Below are 17,955 nucleotides of genomic sequence, written 5' to 3'. Positions count from 1 at the left end.
AGCACATTAGCACTTTTCCAGTACTCACTTTTTGCACGTATAGTAATAAGGTATATCCTTAAAAATTTGCGGATTATGGTACGTTTTCTTAGCGATTTTAATGAATTTTCCCGCTTGAATAACGCACCATCCGCTAAAGCTTCATGCTTATTTTATCAGTGCATTGCAATCTACAATTAATGCTACTTGTCCATCTCCAAGGATTGTTGCGCCAGAAATGGCAAAAACATTTGATAAATAGCTGCCAAGTGACTTCAGCACCACTTCCTGCTGTCCGATAAAGGAATCAACAACTAGTCCAGCCATTTTATCTCCTTTTCGAACAATGACTACAGAGTAAAATTCATCACCCTGTTCAGAAACTGGCACTTCAAAGATATCCTTCAAGAATAAAAGTGGTACAACCTTGCCTCTAAAATCAATCACCTTTTGGTTGTGTGCATTGAGAATATCTGATTCTTTTACAATCGCTGTCTCAATAATTGATGATAGAGGAACAGCAAACTTCTCTTTTTGAATTTCCACTAGCATGACCGAAATAATGGACAATGTTAATGGCAATTGAATTGAAAAAGTGGACCCTTGGCCGAGTTTCGAATCAATTGTCACTGATCCGCCTAAAGATTCAATTGTGTTTTTTACAACATCAAGACCTACACCGCGGCCAGATACATCAGATATTTTATCGGCAGTAGAGAAACCAGATGCGAAAATAAGCTCAAAAACCTGCTTATCTGTCATTGCAGCTCCAGCTTGTTCAGTGATAATTCCATTTTTCAAAGCTTTTGCCAATACTTTATCTCTGCTTATGCCTGCTCCATCGTCATCAATTTCGATAAAGACATGATTTCCGCTATGGAATGCTTTTAATACAACATTTCCTTCTTCGTTTTTCCCTTTTGCTTTTCTTTCCTCTGGTGTTTCTACCCCATGATCAAGTGCATTTCTGATTAAATGGACTAGCGGATCACCAATTTCATCGATAACAGTACGATCTAATTCAGTTTCTGCTCCAATAATCTGCAGATTGATTTTTTTATTTAAATCACGCGCAAGCTGACGGACCATCCGCGGAAAACGATTGAAAACTGTTTCAACAGGGACCATTCGCATGTTTAGAATAATATTCTGCAAATCACCAGAAATTCTGGACATATGTTCAACTGTTTCCTGAAGCTCCTGATTATTTAAATCCCGAGAAATTTGCTCTAGTCTTCCCCGGTCAATTACAAGCTCTTCAAATAAGTTCATCAAGATATCTAAACGCTCAATATTAACGCGAATGGTTTTGTTGCCCGATTGCTTCACTGGCGCTTTTTTATCATCTTTTTGCGTAGCAGGCGGGGCTATATCTACAACTTCAGCTAAGACAGGAGTATCTTCAACAACAGTTGATTGTGTGGAATCTTCCACATCCGCTGCCTGCTTTTTCAGTTCTTCTACGGAAATAGCATGAACATCTGCTTTTTCTACCTCTGAAACTTTCATTACTTTCTTTTGGATGTCATCAATTGATTCTTTCGTTACAATTGTTACGGTAAATTCATGATCAAATTGTTCTTCTTCAAGCTGATCTGCCGATGGGCTTGATTTAATTACTTCACCCGTAGTTTCCAAGACTTCAAATACCATAAATACACGTGCAGCCTTTAAAAGGCAGTCTTCACGCAATTGAACAGTAATTTCATAAGCATGAAATCCTTGCTCATTTGATTGCTCGATCACCGTTAATTCAAAGTCATCATAGCTGCTCTTTGCTGCACTGAATTGTGGAGGTTCTGCTATTGCAACAGCCGTTTCAGCAGCTGCCAGGGCTCCAGCAGGGCTTTTCCCTTGTTCAATTAATTTTAGCTTCTCAACAACAGAGGAAACATCGCGTTTTCCATCTCCGCCGCCTGCGATCGATTCGACCATTGCCTCAAGATCGTCAACAGATAAAAAAACAACATCCAGTATTTCAGAATTTACTTTAATCTTTTGATTGCGAATGGCATCTAGCACATTCTCCATTTGATGTGTCAGACTAGCTAAATCCTCATACCCCATCGTTGCCGACATCCCTTTTAACGTATGGGCAGAACGGAAAATATCATTCACAATCTTAAGGTCTTCGGGGTTTTTTTCCAGTTCAAGCAATTGTTCGTTACATGCTTGTAAATGTTCTTTACTTTCTTCAATAAATACTTCTAAATATTGGCTCATTTCCATGCGAATGCACTCCTTGGCATTATACATATTTGATTATAGCTTCAGCTATAAGGTCTACCTTTTTTACTTCATCAACTAAATTAGTGGCAATTGCGGATTTAGGCATTCCGTATACGATGGATGATTCTTCCGATTCAGCGATGGCCTTTACATCTCCCTTTTCTTTTAGGGTAGTTAAACCTTTTGAACCATCAGATCCCATTCCAGTCATAATAACAGCTACCTTTTCAATTCCCTCAATCATGCTCAGAGATTCAAACATGACATCAACCGATGGTCTATGACCATTCCTGGCTTCTGCCTGATTCAGCTTTACCTGCAATGAAGTTCCTTTCTTCATAACCTGCAGATGATAGCCTCCTGGTGCTATATAGGCAGTTCCTTTTTGTAAGATCTCTCCATCCTCTGCTTCCTTTACGGTTATTTGAGATAGATGGTTTAACCTAGTTGCAAGTGAATGTGTAAAACCTGCAGGCATATGCTGCACAATGACAATAGGTGCAGGAATGTCGGAAGGTAATCTTGTGAGCACAGCCTGCAAAGCCCGCGGACCTCCAGTGGATGTACCTATACAGACAATTTTACTATCTGTTGGTTTCCGCGATGGCTGGAAACCATCCTTTTGCCCTAATATCTTCGTTGGTTCTATTTTACTATAATTTTGCGGTGAATTAGTAGGTATTTTCTTTTCCAGTGGATATTTCACCAGCTGCTTTATATTTGCGCCGCTAACCGAAACAACCTTTTCTATTAATTCCTGCTTTATTTTGTGCAGATCTAAAGAAATGGCTCCTGATGGTTTGGCAATAAAATCAATTGCACCATATGCGATTGCCAGTATGGTATTTTCTGCCCCCTCCTTCGTCGTACTGGAAAGCATGAGAACGGGTACAGGATTTTTTTCCATAATTAACTTTAATGCATCTAAACCATTTAATACGGGCATTTCTACATCCATCGTGACAACATCTGGTTTAAGCTCGATGGTTTTTTTGAACCCATCTTCTCCATTGCGTGCCGTACCGATGATATGGATCCGAGGATCTTCAGTGAGAAAATCTGCAATTAGCTTTCGCATAAAAGCAGAATCATCAACAATAAGCACATTTATTCTCTTCATTAATCACACTACCTTTCAAAGAGAAGACGCCTTAAGTTTGCAACAAAATTGGGTTTCTTTTTCATAGACTGAATATCATCAATTGGCTTTATAAGCAGGTCTGCAACCTGTTTGATCCCCTTTGCTGCCGGTGACTTATCATTATAAAGTACAAGAGGAATCTGTCTTTTTACCGCCATTGAGATGTTTTTATCATCAGGGATTGAACCAAGAAAGGCCGTCTCAATTCCTAAAAATTTCTTAAGCGCACCATTTATGCGCTGAAACGTTTCCTTTCCTTCTTTCTCGTTTTGCACCCTATTCACAATAAAATGAAAAGGGATCCGGTCATTAAGCAATTTTACATGCTTAACTGCTGCGTATGCATCTGTTATGGAAGGAGGCTCTGTGGTAGTAACAACAATGATATCCTCAGCAGACAGAATAAATTTAGATGAATGCTCTGAAATACCCGCTCCCATATCGAAGAAAACAAAATCATATTGATATAGCAGCTGCTGAAACTCATCCATAAACCGGCTCATATGCATAGGATCAAAATCAATGAAATGTGAAAGACCCGTTCCGCCAGCAATATAATGAAGCGCTTGCGGTCCAGTGACAATGATTCTTTCCAGCCCGACATCATTTTGAAAAAAATCAGCAACGGTGTAGGGTGGAGAGGTTCCCATAAGAATATCAATATTGCCCATTCCAATATCCATATCAATCAGCAGAACTTTATATCCATTTCCACTTAGCGTAAGAGCCATATTTAGGGATATATTTGATTTACCTACTCCGCCTTTCCCACTCATAACCGCGATGGTACGCGTCTTACTTCCTTCACCATTATTTTCAATTCTAGAACGAAGCTTGGCAGCCTGATCATACATTAGAATCTACCCCGATTATTGTTTTTGTTATAGCTTCTGGTGTAGCATAGATCAAATCATCTGGTACATCCTGGCCATTTGTAATATAAGCTGCGCCTTTTTGATGCTTATATATAAGGTTAAACATAGCTCCATAGCTCGAAGTTTCATCTGCTTTTGTAAAAACAAGCCTATCGATATGGATATTTGAAAATTGAGTATATATTTCCTCCATATCACGCTGCTTCGAAGTTAATGAAAGGACAAGAAATGTTTCCATATCATGTTCAAAGTCTATCGTCCGCTTAAGATCTTCAACATATTTCTTGTTTCGAAAATTTCTTCCTGCTGTATCAATAAAAACAAGATCATATTGTGAGAACTTTTCAGCAGCAATATTGAATTCTTCGAGTGAATAACACACTTCAAGTGGTACATTTAAAATTTCCGCATATGTTTTTAACTGCTCAACTGCACCAATTCGGTACGTGTCAGCTGTAATAAAAGCTACTGATTTTTGATGAGTCATCACACATTCTGCTGCCATCTTAGCAAGTGTTGTGGTTTTCCCGACACCTGTTGGGCCTATTACATTCACATATTTCTTCTGAAAAGAAATGCCTCCAAATGGGATGTTTGTTAACTTCTCATTCATTTCAGACTCAAGCCACTTTTCTACAGTCGGTTCTGCACTCTCGCCGCTTGCATACCATTTTTCAAGAAGATTTTGTTCAATTGAAAAAATGACTTGCTGATCAATTTCCTGCTCATGTAACAGGTTATGTACGCGAAGCAATGGAGCGGGAAGATGGGCTGTGTTTTGATTTTGTTCTCTGCCCATCGTTCCAACCAGCTTTTTCAAATCGTTCAATTCTTTTAGAATATGGTCATTATGACTTTCATTTACTGGTAACTTTTGACCTTCTAGTGTAAATTTTGCAATATCCTTTTGATTACTTTGTTTATTTTTGATCATTGGTTTTTGTTCTTTTTCAGGCTTTGAATCGGCAGCTGCCAGCACTTCAATATTTTGTTTCTTGAAAAAGCCTAAAAATCCACCTGTCTGTATGACTCTTGAATTTAAGATGACTGCATCGTTACCCAGCTCTGATCTGATCTTTTTCATCGCTTCAGGCATGGACTCTGCAACATATTTTTTCACCTTCACTCAGCATTCACCACCCCTACACTTTGCACTTCAGCATTTGCTTCAAGTTCATTATAAGAAAGGATTGGAATTTGCGGAAAGTACCTTTCCGTCAACTGACGCACATACATTCTTACTGCCGGAGAGCAGAGAACAATCGGCGTCTGTTCCATTAAAGATAATTGTTCCACTTGTGAGGCAATTGATTCAAGTATCGATTGCGATACACCCGGATCTAATGATAAGAAAGATCCATGTTCTGTTTGCTGGACGGCATCAGCAATCAATTTTTCAACCTTGCCGGAAAGGGTAACAACCTTTAAGGATTCACCAGGCTGATAATATTGGCTCGTAATTTGGCGGGCCAGCGCCTGGCGCACATATTCCGCGAGGATATCCGTGTCACTTGTAGCCTTCGCATAATCGGCAAGTGTCTCAAATATAATCGGCAAATTGCGTATTGAAATATTTTCTTTCAGTAACTTTGCTAATACTTTTTGCACTTCTCCTACCGATAAAGGATTTGGTGACACTTCTTCAACAAGAATCGGATAGCTTTCTTTTAAATGGTCGATTAGTTGCTTTGTTTCTTGTCTGCCTAACAGATCATGAGCATTCATTTTGATCATTTCAGTAATATGTGTAGAGACAACAGAAGGCGGATCAACTACCGTATAGCCAAATATTTCAGCCTGTTCTTTCATTTGTTCTGTAATCCATTTAGCCGGCAAACCAAATGAAGGCTCGACTGTATCAATTCCCTCAATAGAGTCATCTTCAATGCCTGGGCTCATGGCCAAATAGTGATCGAGCAGCAGTTCGCCGCGTGCCATCTCATTGCCTTTTATTTTTAATCGATATTCGTTTGGCTGCAGCTGTATGTTGTCACGTATACGGACAACAGGAATTACAAGGCCTAACTCAATAGCCAGCTGTCTTCTGATCATGACAATCCGATCGAGCAAATCACCGCCCTGATTCGCATCGGCTAAAGGAATAAGGCCATAACCAAATTCGAACTCAATTGGATCAACATTCAACAGATTTACCACACTCTCAGGACTTTTCATCTCACTCGTTTCAATTTCTTCTTCCATTTCCTGAAGCTGCTCTTTATTCGTTTCAGGTACACGAGATATCATGTATCCTCCTACTATAAGCAACCCGCTAATTGGAAGGGTAAGAAGTATGCCAATCGGAGAAAAAATACCCAGCAAAAGGATGGTTCCACCTGTCACATATAGCATTTTCGGATAAGCGAAAAGCTGTGATGTAATATCTTTCCCGATATTTCCATCTGAAGCTGCTCTAGTCACGACAATGCCAGTAGCGGTCGAAATTAATAGAGCAGGTATTTGACTTACTAATCCGTCCCCGACTGTCAGCATCGAGTACGTTGTTGCTGCTTCGCCAATAGGAAGGCCGAGTTGAACCATACCAATGACAATCCCGAAAATCAAGTTAATAATTGTAATTATAATTCCTGCGATGGCATCACCTTTGACGAACTTACTCGCACCATCCATTGCTCCATAAAAATCTGATTCGCGGCTTACTTTCTCCCGTCTTTCCTTTGCTTCTTGTTCAGAAATCATGCCGGCATTTAAATCAGCATCAATACTCATCTGCTTTCCTGGCATTGCATCAAGGGTAAATCTTGCAGCTACTTCCGACACCCTCTCTGAACCTTTTGTAATGACAACAAACTGTATAATTACAAGGATCAAGAATACAACCATTCCGACTAATATATTGCCGCCCGTCACAAAAGAACCAAATGTTTCGACAACCTTTCCTGCGTCACCTTCTGAAAGAATAGAGCGGGTAGTTGAAACGTTTAATCCGAGTCTGAACAGTGTCATCAGCAAAATTAAGGAAGGAAAAATTGAAAATTCAAGTGCTTCCTTCATATTCATTGCCGTTAATAATACCATGAGCGCCAAGGCCATATTCACAATGATTAATATACTTAATAACCAATGCGGAAGCGGGATAATGAGCATCGCAACGATCATTATGACACTCAGCAGCACCGTTAAGTCTCTTATTGCCATTTATTCTCTCTCCTAACATTACAAACACGAAGCGATCTCAATAGGGTGATGGATCTCCTATTAAATTTTGTGCTTAATTCGATAAACGTAAGCAAGTATTTCTGCTACCGCTTTAAAAAACTCTTCAGGAATTGCTTCCCCAATTTCTGCTTGACTATACAGCGCTCTTGCCAGCGGCCGATTTTCAACAGCAGCAACATCATTTTCCTTTGCAATGAGCTTGATTTTCTGTGCTACAAAATCTACACCTTTCGCAACTACAATGGGTGCATCTGAAACAGCTTCATCATACTTTAACGCAATGGCATAATGGGTAGGATTGGTAATCACAACATCTGCATTTGGCACTTCCTGCATCATCCTTCTCATCGCCATTTCTCTTTGCTTCTGTTTTATTTTCGATTTAATGAGCGGGTCCCCTTCTGAGTTCTTATGCTCATCCTTTATATCCTGTTTGGACATGCGGATATTTTTTTCAAAATCGTATTTTTGATAAAAATAATCAAGAACAGCGAGAAATAACAATGCAAGAACTGCAAATAATCCCATCTGTACGGTCAGACTGCCAATTGTAGCCATTGCAGCTCCAATTGACTTCTGTGATAAATAAAGAATTTCATCAATCCGCAGCCATAATATAGCGAAAGCCACAACACCAACAAAGCCAATTTTCAACATTGATTTAAGCAATTCCACAAGTGCCCGAACAGAAAAGATTCTTTTAAAGCCTTTAATAGGATCTAACTTCTCAAGCTTTGGCTGAATAGCCTCTGTTGAAAAAAGCACACCTACTTGAGCATAATTAGCAATAATTCCTCCAACCATCGCAACCGCCATGATCGGACCGAGAAATATGACAAGCTCTTTTAAGACATCCAGCAAAATTACCTGAATTCCCTCTTCTGTTAAATCAAGCATGATATATTCCTGAAAGGAGTGTCTCATAATATAAATCAATATATTGATCAAATAAGAACCAGCAAAGAATAAAAATAAAAAAACAGCCAGCAGCACTAGTGCCGTATTAATATCCTGACTTTTTGCTACCTGCCCCTTTTTACGTGAATCCTGTTTCTTTTTTGGGGTCGCTTTTTCCGTTTTTTCACCGGCAAAAAGCTGAAGGTCCAAGGATAAAAGCTTCATGTCATGAGCCTCCAATCAATTCCATCAGTCCGCGCATGGTTGTTAAAGTAGCTTCAAAGGCTTCCGAAACGACAACCATCATTACACTCATGACAACGACTAAAACAATAAAACTAACGCCAATTTTTAAAGGCAGTCCAACAACAAATACATTTAGCTGCGGCACAGTCCTAGCTACAATGCCTAGTGCTACATCAACAAGAAATAAACTGCCGACAACAGGAATTGACATTTGAAAAGCAATAATGAACATAGAATTAAATGCTCTAATTACGAATTCAGCCATATTAGCATTTCCAAATGGAATAAACAGCTGATCGATTGGGACAAATTGATAGCTGTGATAAATGCCATCAAGGAGCAAATGATGCCCATTGACCGATAATAGAAAAAGAAGGGCAACCGTATATAGGTATTGACCTGTCAGCGGACTTTGTGCACCAGTCTGAGGATCAATTACATTTGCGATCGCAAAGCCCATCTGAAAATCAATAAATCCTCCAGCAATCTGAATAGCGGCCATCATTAAATAGGCAATGAATCCAACCATTAAACCTACTAGAGCTTCTTTAATAATCAGCATAAAGTAATTTGCATCGATTTCTAATTCAGGAATGTCCATCGTATAAAACATAATCCAGGCCATAAAGAATCCTAAACCAATCTTATGGGAATTCGGAATGGACCGATAAGAAAAAAGGGGCATCATTAGAAAAAATGATGTAACCCTAACAAGTACAAGTAAAAATGCAGGGAAAGATGGCAAAAAATCTAACATGTTAACCTACATACCTTGTTAAATTTGTAAAAATTTCATTTGCATAGGATATTAAGTGACTTAACATCCATGGCGCGAAAAAGATTAAGCCCACAAAAACGGCAACTATTTTCGGTATAAATGCTAATGTCTGCTCTTGTATTTGCGTGGTCGCCTGAAAAATACTGACAACCAACCCGACAACTAGCGCCAAAATAAGCAATGGTCCGCATATTAATAAAACTGTCATTACACCGCGCTCGGCAATTGAGATTACTGCTTCTGGCGTCATTTTTTCACCTGCTTAAAAACTTTGTAGAAGAGACTTTACAACTAGATACCAGCCGTCTACCAATATGAATAATAGAATTTTAAATGGGAGAGAAATCATCACTGGCGGAAGCATCATCATCCCCATCGACATAAGCACACTTGCTACTACCATATCAATGACAAGGAATGGAATAAAAATCATAAAACCAATTTGAAAGGCGGTTTTGATTTCACTAATGGCAAAGGCAGGCACGAGCGCAGTCAGAGGAATATCCTGAATTGTTTCCGGTGTATCTGCTCCTGAGTAGTCTAAAAATAATGCAAGATCCTTTTGCCTTGTATGAGCACTCATAAACTCTTTAAAAGGAACAGCAGCAAGTTCGTAGGCTTCTTCTAAGTTAATTTCTTCGTTAAATAATGGCGTCAGCGCCTGTTCATTTACCTCATGAAATGTTGGTGCCATGATAAAAAAGGTTAAAAACAGAGCTAATCCTATGATTACTTGGTTTGGTGGCATTTGCTGTGTAGCAAGCGCCGTTCTGACAAAGGAGAGAACAATCACGATTCTTGTGAAACAGGTCATCAATATCAGAATGCTCGGCGCTAAAGACAAGACGGTCAACAATAAGACAAGCCTTACAGATGTCGATACATTTTCAGGCGAACTGCCATTAAATATCTCCATAAACTCATTCATCGGTCGTCAGATCCTTTCTTCTTCATTTCATCAAGGATCTTTTTTCTGCTTTGCGCCATGTCATCCATTTGTTTTTTTAGGATCGTTTGAAAGCTGTTCCCTTTCTCTTTTTGCGATTGAGAATTTCTCAGAGCATTTATAGCCTTTGTCACAATATCGCTTGGCTGAACAAGCTGATCCATTTTGCTGTTATAAATTGATAGCATTTGGCTGTATTCTTCAGGATCATTAATTTCCTTCAAAACCTGAATATTCTCACCAACACCAACAATAAGCAATGATTCTCCAGCTTTAATAATTTGAATGGATCGATTATTGCCTAAAGAAGTGCCTCCTAGGTTTTCCACTAATTGTGTTGATTGGAAGGTCCTATTCCTCTTATTGATGACTTTTAAAAGTGCATATAAGAGACCGACAACAAAGATGGTTGCAGCAATCATTTTAAAAACATCCCAAAAGCTAAATCCAATATTGTCTGCTTCAGCAACTTGCCCTGGAGTTTCTGTTTCTGGCTCTGTTTCTGCACCTGTATCTGTTTCTTCTTGTTCCTCTGTACTTTCGGTCTTTTCACTATCGCCCTTTTGTTCTAAATAGTCCTTCACACTTTCAATTTGCTCAGCTGAGGCTGTTATTGGCAGCCCCAGCACAGCAAAGATGAAAAGAACCGGCATGACGATTTGCAGTCCTTTTTTTAACAACGCTTTGCACCCTCTATATGTTCTAGTCTTTATCCTAACGTTTTTGAAATTGCTTCAATTACACGATCAGCTTGGAATGGCTTAACAATAAAGTCTTTCGCGCCTGCTTGAATGGCATCAATAACCATTGCCTGCTGTCCCATTGCAGAACACATGATAATTTTTGCGTTAGGATTAATTTTTTTAATTTCTTTTAATGCTGTAATTCCGTCCATTTCAGGCATTGTGATATCCATAGTTACTAAATCAGGAGATGTTTCTTTATATTTTTCTACAGCCTGTGCACCGTCTGCAGCTTCTCCTACTACTTCAAAACCATTTTTCGTTAAAATGTCCTTAATCATCATTCTCATGAATGCTGCGTCATCTACTATTAATATTTTGTGCGACATTTCCAACATTACCCCCATTATTCTAATTGTTTATTTCAGTTTTTTAATTCTGTCTGTCTGGCTGATAATATCTGTCACCCGAACTCCAAAGTTTTCGTCTATAACCACTACCTCACCTTGGGCAATTAAGCGGTTATTGACTAATATATCTACCGGCTCACCAGCAAGCTTGTCCAATTCAATAATCGATCCTGCCGAAAGTTCTAAAATTTCTTTGACAGAGCGTTTTGTTCTTCCTAGCTCCACGGTAATCTGAAGCGGAATATCCAGCAGCATGTTCAGATTTTTAGTTTCTGCAGGCTGATTTTGGTATGGATCGAACTCCGAGAACACAGCAGGCTGAACGTTGGGCTGAATGCTGCCCTGAAAGCTTGTGCCGATATGCTGCGGCGGAGCTTGGTAGCTTTGCTGCTGCATTTGCTGGGCTTGCGGCATACCTTGATGCTGCGGCATCGGCGGAGCTTGAGGAACTGGCTGTTGCTCTGGCTGCATTGTATACTGTGCAGTGTGTTGTGTTTCATGAACTGTCTCTTGCTGTTTGTTCAACTCTACAGCAGCAGGTTGTTCAGGACTGCTTGCTGAGTCTGTTTCAGAACCTGGATTCATTAATTCATGGACCAGTTTCGTTCCGAAGCTAAGCGGAAGAAGCTGCATAATATTTGAATCAATCAGATCACCAATTTTTAAACGGAAAGAAATTTTAATTAATTTATCATCAGGGGGAATTGTTTCCATGCCCTCGCCATCTGGTAAATTTAATAAATCGATAGTTGGCGGTGAAATATCAACCTTTTTCCCAAAAATCGTCGACATAGAAGTGGCAGCAGAACCCATCATTTGGTTCATGGCTTCCTGCACAGCACTTAATCGAATTTCATCCAATAAATCAGAAGGGTTTTTCCCATCTCCACCAAGCATTAAATCGGCAATAACAGCCGCATCTTCTTGGTTAATGACCAATAGGTTACTTCCTAAAAAACCTTCCGTATAGCTAACTTGAATGGCCACATATGGATGAGGAAATTCCTCAATTAGCCTTTTTTTAAGAATGACGGAGACAGTAGGTGTTGTAATATCAACCTTTTGATTCAGTAGAGCAGATAAAGCAGTAGCTGAGCTGCCAAAGGAGATATTTCCGATCTCTCCTAAAGCATCCTGTTCCATAGGTGAGATTAACTCATCAATATTTAATTCATCAGCTTCTTTTTCTTCAGGCTGATCACCATCTGTTCCTCTTAAGAGTGCATCAATTTCATCTTGTGAAAGCATGCCATCACTCATCATTCTCTTCTCCCCCTTTCACAATGTCCAAAATTTGCACAGCAAGCTTTTTGTTTATCTTCCCTGGCTGACCTGTAAATTTAGGAACGTCACCAATTTTGATTATTAACGGCTGGTCAATTGTCCTGTCTAATTCAATGACATCACCGATATCAAGCATTAGGAAGTCCTGAACAGAAATATCTGAGCTTCCAAGCTCACTAATAATCGGCACTTCTGCCCGCTGGATATTTTTTTCCAGCCGTTCCAGTTCCCCTGGTACTCGATCCTTTTTCTCAGTCTGCATCCAATAGTGAACAGATAACCTCGGAATAATGGGTTCTAGGACAACATGCGGAATACAAATATTGATCATTCCGCTTGTGTCACCTATTGTCGTATTCAATGATATAACAACAACCGTCTCATTGGGAGATACCATTTGCAAAAATTGCGGATTTACTTCAAAATCCGACAGAATTGGATCAATCTCTGCAACTGTACTCCAAGCTTCCTGGAGGTTTTCAAACGCTTTTTCAAACGTATTTGACATTATTTTTGTTTCTATTTCCGTTAAATTGTCTACTTTGTTTAAACTTGAGCCGCGCCCGCCCATCATACGATCCATCATGGCATAAGCAATGTTGGGGTTAACCTCTATTAAAACTCTTCCCTCAAGCGGCGGTACTTCAAATACATTCAGTATCGTCATTTTCGGGATTGAGCGGATAAATTCTTCATATGGTATCTGATCGGCCGATGCTACAGAGATTTGGACATATGTTCTAAGCTGAGCAGAAAAGAAGGTTGTTAATAATCTTGCGAAGTTCTCATGTATTCTAGTTAAACTTCTGATTTGATCTTTAGAAAAGCGCAGCGCTCTTTTAAAATCATAAACCTTAACCTTCTTTTCACTCTGTTCCTTTTTCAGCTCGTCAGCATCCATCTCGCCTGTCGATATAGCCGACAGCAACGCATCAATTTCATTTTGCGACAGAACTTCACTACTCATGTTCCCACCTCCATTTAGAATGTTAGTAGATGATTTCAATTATTTATTGGAGGAGGGATTCTGTAATATATACTTTCACGATTTGTCCCTCTTGCATTAATTCATTGACCTTAGCTTTTAAATCTTCCTGCAGGGAAAGCTGACCGTCTTTTCCTTGAACTTCTTCCGCGTTCATATCAGCAAGTTCCTGAATAATAATATTTTTCACTTGAAAACTCCGCTTTTCCAGTTCTTCCTTTGCCTTTTTGTCATCCGTTTGTACCATAAAGGAAATTTTCAAATATTCACCGCTTGCTAAGTTTGTCGTGATCTCCGGAATTTCAACTGAAGCTTCAATGACCTCATCAATGGAAGGTTCCTTCTCTTCTTCAGGTCCTGCATTAAGATTTGTGACAGTAAAATACACAATAGCCCCTACGAGCGCTATGGCAATAAGTATAAAAATCATGATCATTAACAGTTTATTATTCTTCATCTTCATTGCCTCCCGCATGCTGCATTCCTGCAAGGCCTATTGTTTTATATAGTGATGTAATCATAGCATATACTTGCTCTTCTGATTCTTTTACAACATACTTGCGTCCATTAGTGAGCATGATCGTTGTATCTGGAAAAGATTCAATTGTTTCAATTAACAGGGCATTAAGTATAAATGATTTTCCATTTAACCGAGATACTTTTATCACTTTGATTTTCAGGGTTAAAGACAAGCTGCCTTTAACCCCGTCCCTCCCTTAATCTATCGTTTTAGGTTAACAAGTTCCTGCAGTATTTCATCTGAAGTTGTAATGATACGTGTATTGGATTGGAATCCGCGCTGTGCTGTAATCATTTCCGTAAATTCTTCAGAAAGGTCAACATTAGACATTTCAAGTGAACCGGCTGCGATAACTCCTCTACCTTCACCTGCAACATTAATATTGGCAACACCAGAGTTAACAGTCTCTTGGAATAAGCTGTTCCCTGCTTTTAGAAGACCAGAGCCGTTACTGAACTTAGCAATAGCAAGCTGGCCTAGTGTCCCAATTTCACCATTTGAATAGACACCATTAATTTCACCTAAAGAACCGATATTAAAGCTTTCCAGCATACCAGCAGTGTTTCCGTTTGGATTCGCCATTGCTGTGATAGAACCAGGCTGATTTGTTAAACCGCTAAAATTTAGCGTTACATTTTGTGCAGGAGTAAATCCACTTAATGCAATAGTGGAGTTCGCCTGATTAGGAAACGTAATAGCTTGCGGAGTTGCAGGACTAGGCTGTGCAGGATCGACATTTCTATTCCACAATTGAACAGTCCAGTTGTTGCCCGTTCCTTTAAATTCCACATCCAGAACCTGTGCATCACCATTTGCATCTACAACTTTAATTTGCTGCACTAATTCATTTGCACCACTTGCGTCTGATGGCAAATTGCCTTCGAGGGTAATTTCATTTGTTACCACAGCAGGGAGCATTGCATTAACATTAACTGTTATATCATTCAATACACCATTTTCATATGATTGAACCTTTAAGCCGTCTGCATTTACTAGAGTGCCGTTATCATCTAAATAAAAGTTTCCTGCTCTAGTGTAATATTGTGTTTGACCTTGACTTACAACAAAATAGCCATCTCCATCAATACCCAAATCCAGTGAACGTCCAGTTGTTTGTAAGCTTGAACCCGTGTGAATCGTATCAATTGTAGCAAGAGTAGAACCTAGACCCACCTGCATCGCATTTTTTCCACCGCGGTTTTCCTGTGCTGCACTCGCGCCGGCAACCGTCTGGTTCATTGTGTCTTTAAACGTTACACGTCCCTTTTTAAAGCCATAGGTATTCACGTTTGCTATATTATTACCAATAACATCTAACTTTGTCTGAAAATTTTTCATCCCGCTTATTCCTGAATACATTGAGCGTAGCATGTTTTTTCTCCTCCCATATTACCTGCGTCTGTCAGTCGGCAGGTGTTGGCTTCCTTCTTAAGGTCCAGCCATTTAGTCCATTACAATTGTTCCAGTAATATTTGTGAAAATCTGTGATTCGGCTTCAGTCCGATCCATGGCAGTAATAACGGTTTGATTGTTCGCGCTAACGATTAGTGCTGCATCTTTCAGCAATACAAGTGCTTCTTTTACACCCATTTTTCTGGCTTCCGACACTTTCCTTTCAATGCTTGTCCACTTTTCATCGTCAATGGTAATGCCACGCTGATGCAGTCGTTCTTTAGCATGTTTGCTAATCAATAACTTCTCATTGGCGTCTAATGCTGATTTAAAATGCTCTGTAAAGGGCTTTTCAGCGGCCTTTTGCTGTAGTTTCTGTTGTGGCTGCGGTTTTATAACCGGCTGGGTATGAATCGGACGAAACATATAGTTGCTCATCCAATCGCTTCCTTTTATGATTCAATTTTTACAATCTGTGAAGAAGAAATAGCTGTTTTGGCTTCATCATTAAGCTGGAATAATGTTTTACCATTCTTGAAGGACACAGACTGAATAGAAGCAATATGCTCCTTTTTATCAGCATCCAGATACGTTACTGTTTTTCCAATCATCATGCTTGCTTGAAGCATCGCATTTTCCTTCGAAGTTTCATTTACTTGTGAAATGTTACCTGGAGTCAGCTTTGTTCCATCTTCGAGTATAAAAGTCACACTATTATCCTTGAATTGGATGGAAGCTACTCTTCCTGTTCCTTCTTCGATGACTGGGGCATTATTTTCACTTTCTGCTGCAGATACTTTATGCCAGTTCACTTCTTTTCCAATAAATGCATTGTAGGAGATCATCTGGCTTTGCTCCTGCATTTTTAGAAAGCTTTCAAGAGTCGTATTCATGTTTGTCATTTGTTCTAAAGATGAAAAAGTAGCCATTTGCGCAATAAAGTCTTTATCTTCCATTGGGCTTGAAGGATCTTGGTTTTGCAGCTGTGCCATTAAAATCTTCAAAAAGTCATCTTTTCCTAACACATCACTGCCCGTTTTTTTTGTTTGATTTTGATAGTTTGAAAGCAATAAAGCAGAATCGATAGAATTTGTCATTTTCTCACCTACACCTCTGTATTCAATAATGCTTCCTCAAAGGAGTCTCCAAAGCTATTTTCAGTATCCTGCTGCTGTTTATCCGGCTGTCGAGGCTGCTGGCGCTCTTGTTCAGATTGCTGTTCTTTATGAAAGAATCTTTCCTGCTGGTTCATCTGCTGTGTAATTTCCACTTTCTCCACTTGAAGATTCTGAGCAGAGAATGCATTTTTTAATCCGTTTAAGTTCGCATCTAGTGCTTCTTTAGCGGCTGCAGTTGAAGTTAGTATTCTTGCAATCATCGTCGAATCTCTTTGAATTAATTCAATTCTTAAAGCCCCTAGATGCTCTGGGTTTAATTTAATAAATAGTCTTTGAGTTTCACCGTTTTTCATTAAATGACTTTTGGCCAAAATAGATTCAAACTGCTGCATCAGCTGCTGTGTGGAAACTGGTTTACCGTTTTGACTCATCATAATGGTCAGCTGCTCTGGTTTTGCCATTTGCTGAAATTGCAGAAAACCTGCAGATAAGCCTTCCGTTTTCGGTTTAAACGTCTCTAACCCAGTTGCATTTGAACTAACCTGATCTGAAAGTTCCTCTGATACACCAGAAAATAATTTATAGGCCATTTCACGATTGTTTGCTGATCTTGTACTCATCAAATCTTGAAGCCCATCATGAAAACTTTTTAAGAAATCCTTTAGGTTTACGTCTTTTCCAGCGATATCCTGATGTGCAGATAAGAGGTCAAAAAGCTTAACGGCTTTCATTCCCATCAGAAAGTCTCGATCACTACTTCCATTAAATGAAGCAGACTTTACTGCAGCCAATTTTTCAAGCAGCTGCATAATAGCCAATTCCATGTTTTGAAGTTCCTCAACTTCCTTACCTTCCATTTTGATATCCAGTTCAGCCTCAGCATCTCCAGAAGCAGCGCTGTTTCCTTCTTGTTTAAACGAAGCTAATAACTTTGTGAGAAGTTCACCAAGTTCCTCTAATGTAATCCCCATCTCTTCTGAAATGATTTGCAGCGGTGATTGATCGGACTCCATCATTATTTTAGAGAAAAGCTCTAGACCATTTTCTAAATCGAGAAGCTGATCAGTATTAAACAAAGCGAGAAATTCAGCTAATTCAGCTTCCGTCAGCACTTTTACGCCAGCGAGATTGTCTTCGTTTGATTGAGGTGTTATATTGCCTCCCATTAAACCTGTTAGCATAGAAGAAAAGCCTTCAGATCCATCTCCTGCTGCAAATTTATTGCCTGAAGATTTTAAACTGTTGATTAATCCTAATCCTGCAACTTGCATTTTTTCACCTCCCTTCTACGT

General features: G+C 39.4%; 19 protein-coding genes. All 19 read right to left on the bottom strand.

The genetic code is table 11. The annotated features are described in order from the left end of the window. Positions 1-147: 147 nt before the first annotated feature. The 19 genes from F7732_RS02380 to F7732_RS02290 all read right to left on the bottom strand — a co-directional run bounded on the left by F7732_RS02380 (position 148) and on the right by F7732_RS02290 (position 17,934). Complete coding sequence (locus F7732_RS02380; protein WP_151572079.1) at positions 148-2,208, bottom strand: chemotaxis protein CheA; 2,061 nt, start codon at positions 2,206-2,208, stop codon at positions 148-150. A 19-nt stretch (positions 2,209-2,227) separates the two neighbouring features. Next, positions 2,228-3,328: a protein-glutamate methylesterase/protein-glutamine glutaminase gene (locus F7732_RS02375; protein ID WP_151572078.1), complete on the bottom strand. Its 1,101-nt coding sequence runs from the start codon at positions 3,326-3,328 to the stop codon at positions 2,228-2,230. 8 nt (positions 3,329-3,336) lie between these two features. After that, on the bottom strand, positions 3,337-4,203 hold the full coding sequence (locus F7732_RS02370; RefSeq protein ID WP_151572077.1) for a MinD/ParA family protein: 867 nt from the start codon (positions 4,201-4,203) through the stop codon (positions 3,337-3,339). Continuing rightward, the gene (gene flhF, locus F7732_RS02365; RefSeq protein ID WP_151572076.1) at positions 4,196-5,350 is read right to left on the bottom strand and encodes a flagellar biosynthesis GTPase FlhF; all 1,155 of its coding nucleotides are present in this window, start codon (positions 5,348-5,350) and stop codon (positions 4,196-4,198) included. Before flhF ends, F7732_RS02370 begins: the two co-directional genes overlap by 8 nt. Beyond that, positions 5,347-7,383 carry a flagellar biosynthesis protein FlhA gene (flhA, locus tag F7732_RS02360; RefSeq protein ID WP_151572075.1) on the bottom strand — a complete coding sequence of 679 codons (2,037 nt, stop codon included), beginning with the start codon at positions 7,381-7,383 and terminating at the stop codon, positions 5,347-5,349. Before flhA ends, flhF begins: the two co-directional genes overlap by 4 nt. A 60-nt stretch (positions 7,384-7,443) precedes the next feature. Beyond that, complete coding sequence (gene flhB, locus F7732_RS02355) at positions 7,444-8,526, bottom strand: flagellar biosynthesis protein FlhB (protein ID WP_151572074.1); 1,083 nt, start codon at positions 8,524-8,526, stop codon at positions 7,444-7,446. Position 8,527: 1 nt separating this feature from the next. After that, positions 8,528-9,304 (bottom strand): flagellar biosynthetic protein FliR, encoded by a 777-nt coding sequence (gene fliR / locus F7732_RS02350; RefSeq protein ID WP_151572073.1) that lies wholly within the window; start codon positions 9,302-9,304, stop codon positions 8,528-8,530. Position 9,305: 1 nt separating this feature from the next. Next, positions 9,306-9,575, bottom strand: coding sequence for a flagellar biosynthesis protein FliQ (gene fliQ, locus F7732_RS02345; RefSeq protein WP_066446570.1), 270 nt, complete (start codon positions 9,573-9,575; stop codon positions 9,306-9,308). Positions 9,576-9,587: 12 nt separating this feature from the next. Further along, positions 9,588-10,253, bottom strand: coding sequence for a flagellar type III secretion system pore protein FliP (gene fliP / locus F7732_RS02340; protein WP_151572072.1), 666 nt, complete (start codon positions 10,251-10,253; stop codon positions 9,588-9,590). After that, positions 10,250-10,951, bottom strand: a complete 702-nt coding sequence (locus tag F7732_RS02335; RefSeq protein WP_240056500.1) for a flagellar biosynthetic protein FliO — start codon at positions 10,949-10,951, stop codon at positions 10,250-10,252. Before F7732_RS02335 ends, fliP begins: the two co-directional genes overlap by 4 nt. 29 nt (positions 10,952-10,980) lie before the next feature. After that, on the bottom strand, positions 10,981-11,343 hold the full coding sequence (locus F7732_RS02330) for a response regulator (protein ID WP_151572071.1): 363 nt from the start codon (positions 11,341-11,343) through the stop codon (positions 10,981-10,983). A gap of 30 nt (positions 11,344-11,373) precedes the next feature. Continuing rightward, positions 11,374-12,627 carry a flagellar motor switch phosphatase FliY gene (gene fliY / locus F7732_RS02325; protein WP_151572070.1) on the bottom strand — a complete coding sequence of 418 codons (1,254 nt, stop codon included), beginning with the start codon at positions 12,625-12,627 and terminating at the stop codon, positions 11,374-11,376. After that, a complete protein-coding gene (fliM, locus tag F7732_RS02320; RefSeq protein ID WP_151572069.1) occupies positions 12,617-13,615 on the bottom strand; it encodes a flagellar motor switch protein FliM in 999 nt (332 codons plus the stop codon). The genes fliY and fliM overlap by 11 nt, the downstream gene beginning before the upstream one ends. Before the next feature lie 43 nt (positions 13,616-13,658). Then, positions 13,659-14,090, bottom strand: a complete 432-nt coding sequence (gene fliL, locus F7732_RS02315; protein WP_151572068.1) for a flagellar basal body-associated protein FliL — start codon at positions 14,088-14,090, stop codon at positions 13,659-13,661. Beyond that, a complete protein-coding gene (locus F7732_RS02310; protein WP_151572591.1) occupies positions 14,080-14,301 on the bottom strand; it encodes a flagellar FlbD family protein in 222 nt (73 codons plus the stop codon). Before F7732_RS02310 ends, fliL begins: the two co-directional genes overlap by 11 nt. A gap of 53 nt (positions 14,302-14,354) precedes the next feature. After that, positions 14,355-15,524, bottom strand: a complete 1,170-nt coding sequence (locus F7732_RS02305) for a flagellar hook protein FlgE (protein ID WP_151572067.1) — start codon at positions 15,522-15,524, stop codon at positions 14,355-14,357. Between the two features lie 72 nt (positions 15,525-15,596). Then, positions 15,597-15,983, bottom strand: coding sequence for a TIGR02530 family flagellar biosynthesis protein (locus F7732_RS02300; RefSeq protein WP_151572066.1), 387 nt, complete (start codon positions 15,981-15,983; stop codon positions 15,597-15,599). 14 nt (positions 15,984-15,997) lie between these two features. Next, positions 15,998-16,642, bottom strand: a complete 645-nt coding sequence (gene flgD, locus F7732_RS02295) for a flagellar hook assembly protein FlgD (protein WP_151572065.1) — start codon at positions 16,640-16,642, stop codon at positions 15,998-16,000. Positions 16,643-16,650: 8 nt separating this feature from the next. Continuing rightward, positions 16,651-17,934: a flagellar hook-length control protein FliK gene (locus tag F7732_RS02290; RefSeq protein ID WP_151572064.1), complete on the bottom strand. Its 1,284-nt coding sequence runs from the start codon at positions 17,932-17,934 to the stop codon at positions 16,651-16,653. Positions 17,935-17,955: the final 21 nt, after the last annotated feature.

The sequence above is a fragment of the Bacillus mesophilum genome, assembly GCF_008923265.1.
GTDB classification, from domain to species: domain Bacteria; phylum Bacillota; class Bacilli; order Bacillales; family Cytobacillaceae; genus Cytobacillus; species Cytobacillus mesophilum.
Note: the sequence above shows the minus strand (reverse complement) of the source record. Positions and strands in the feature narration are given on the sequence as shown.

What these genes read in the sequence shown, in the direction of transcription:
- F7732_RS02370 (WP_151572077.1), bottom strand. Translation starts at nt 4,203, where the DNA reads ATGTATGATCAGGCTGCCAAGCTTCGTTCTAGAATTGAAAATAATGGT.
- fliQ (WP_066446570.1), bottom strand. Translation starts at nt 9,575, where the DNA reads ATGACGCCAGAAGCAGTAATCTCAATTGCCGAGCGCGGTGTAATGACA.
- fliM (WP_151572069.1), bottom strand. Translation starts at nt 13,615, where the DNA reads ATGAGTAGTGAAGTTCTGTCGCAAAATGAAATTGATGCGTTGCTGTCG.
- F7732_RS02380 (WP_151572079.1), bottom strand. Translation starts at nt 2,208, where the DNA reads ATGGAAATGAGCCAATATTTAGAAGTATTTATTGAAGAAAGTAAAGAA.
- flgD (WP_151572065.1), bottom strand. Translation starts at nt 16,642, where the DNA reads ATGACAAATTCTATCGATTCTGCTTTATTGCTTTCAAACTATCAAAAT.
- fliR (WP_151572073.1), bottom strand. Translation starts at nt 9,304, where the DNA reads ATGTTAGATTTTTTGCCATCTTTCCCTGCATTTTTACTTGTACTTGTT.
- F7732_RS02305 (WP_151572067.1), bottom strand. Translation starts at nt 15,524, where the DNA reads ATGCTACGCTCAATGTATTCAGGAATAAGCGGGATGAAAAATTTTCAG.
- fliP (WP_151572072.1), bottom strand. Translation starts at nt 10,253, where the DNA reads ATGAATGAGTTTATGGAGATATTTAATGGCAGTTCGCCTGAAAATGTA.
- F7732_RS02290 (WP_151572064.1), bottom strand. Translation starts at nt 17,934, where the DNA reads ATGCAAGTTGCAGGATTAGGATTAATCAACAGTTTAAAATCTTCAGGC.
- F7732_RS02300 (WP_151572066.1), bottom strand. Translation starts at nt 15,983, where the DNA reads ATGAGCAACTATATGTTTCGTCCGATTCATACCCAGCCGGTTATAAAA.
- fliY (WP_151572070.1), bottom strand. Translation starts at nt 12,627, where the DNA reads ATGATGAGTGATGGCATGCTTTCACAAGATGAAATTGATGCACTCTTA.
- flhB (WP_151572074.1), bottom strand. Translation starts at nt 8,526, where the DNA reads ATGAAGCTTTTATCCTTGGACCTTCAGCTTTTTGCCGGTGAAAAAACG.
- F7732_RS02330 (WP_151572071.1), bottom strand. Translation starts at nt 11,343, where the DNA reads ATGTCGCACAAAATATTAATAGTAGATGACGCAGCATTCATGAGAATG.
- flhA (WP_151572075.1), bottom strand. Translation starts at nt 7,383, where the DNA reads ATGGCAATAAGAGACTTAACGGTGCTGCTGAGTGTCATAATGATCGTT.
- F7732_RS02375 (WP_151572078.1), bottom strand. Translation starts at nt 3,328, where the DNA reads ATGAAGAGAATAAATGTGCTTATTGTTGATGATTCTGCTTTTATGCGA.
- fliL (WP_151572068.1), bottom strand. Translation starts at nt 14,090, where the DNA reads ATGAAGAATAATAAACTGTTAATGATCATGATTTTTATACTTATTGCC.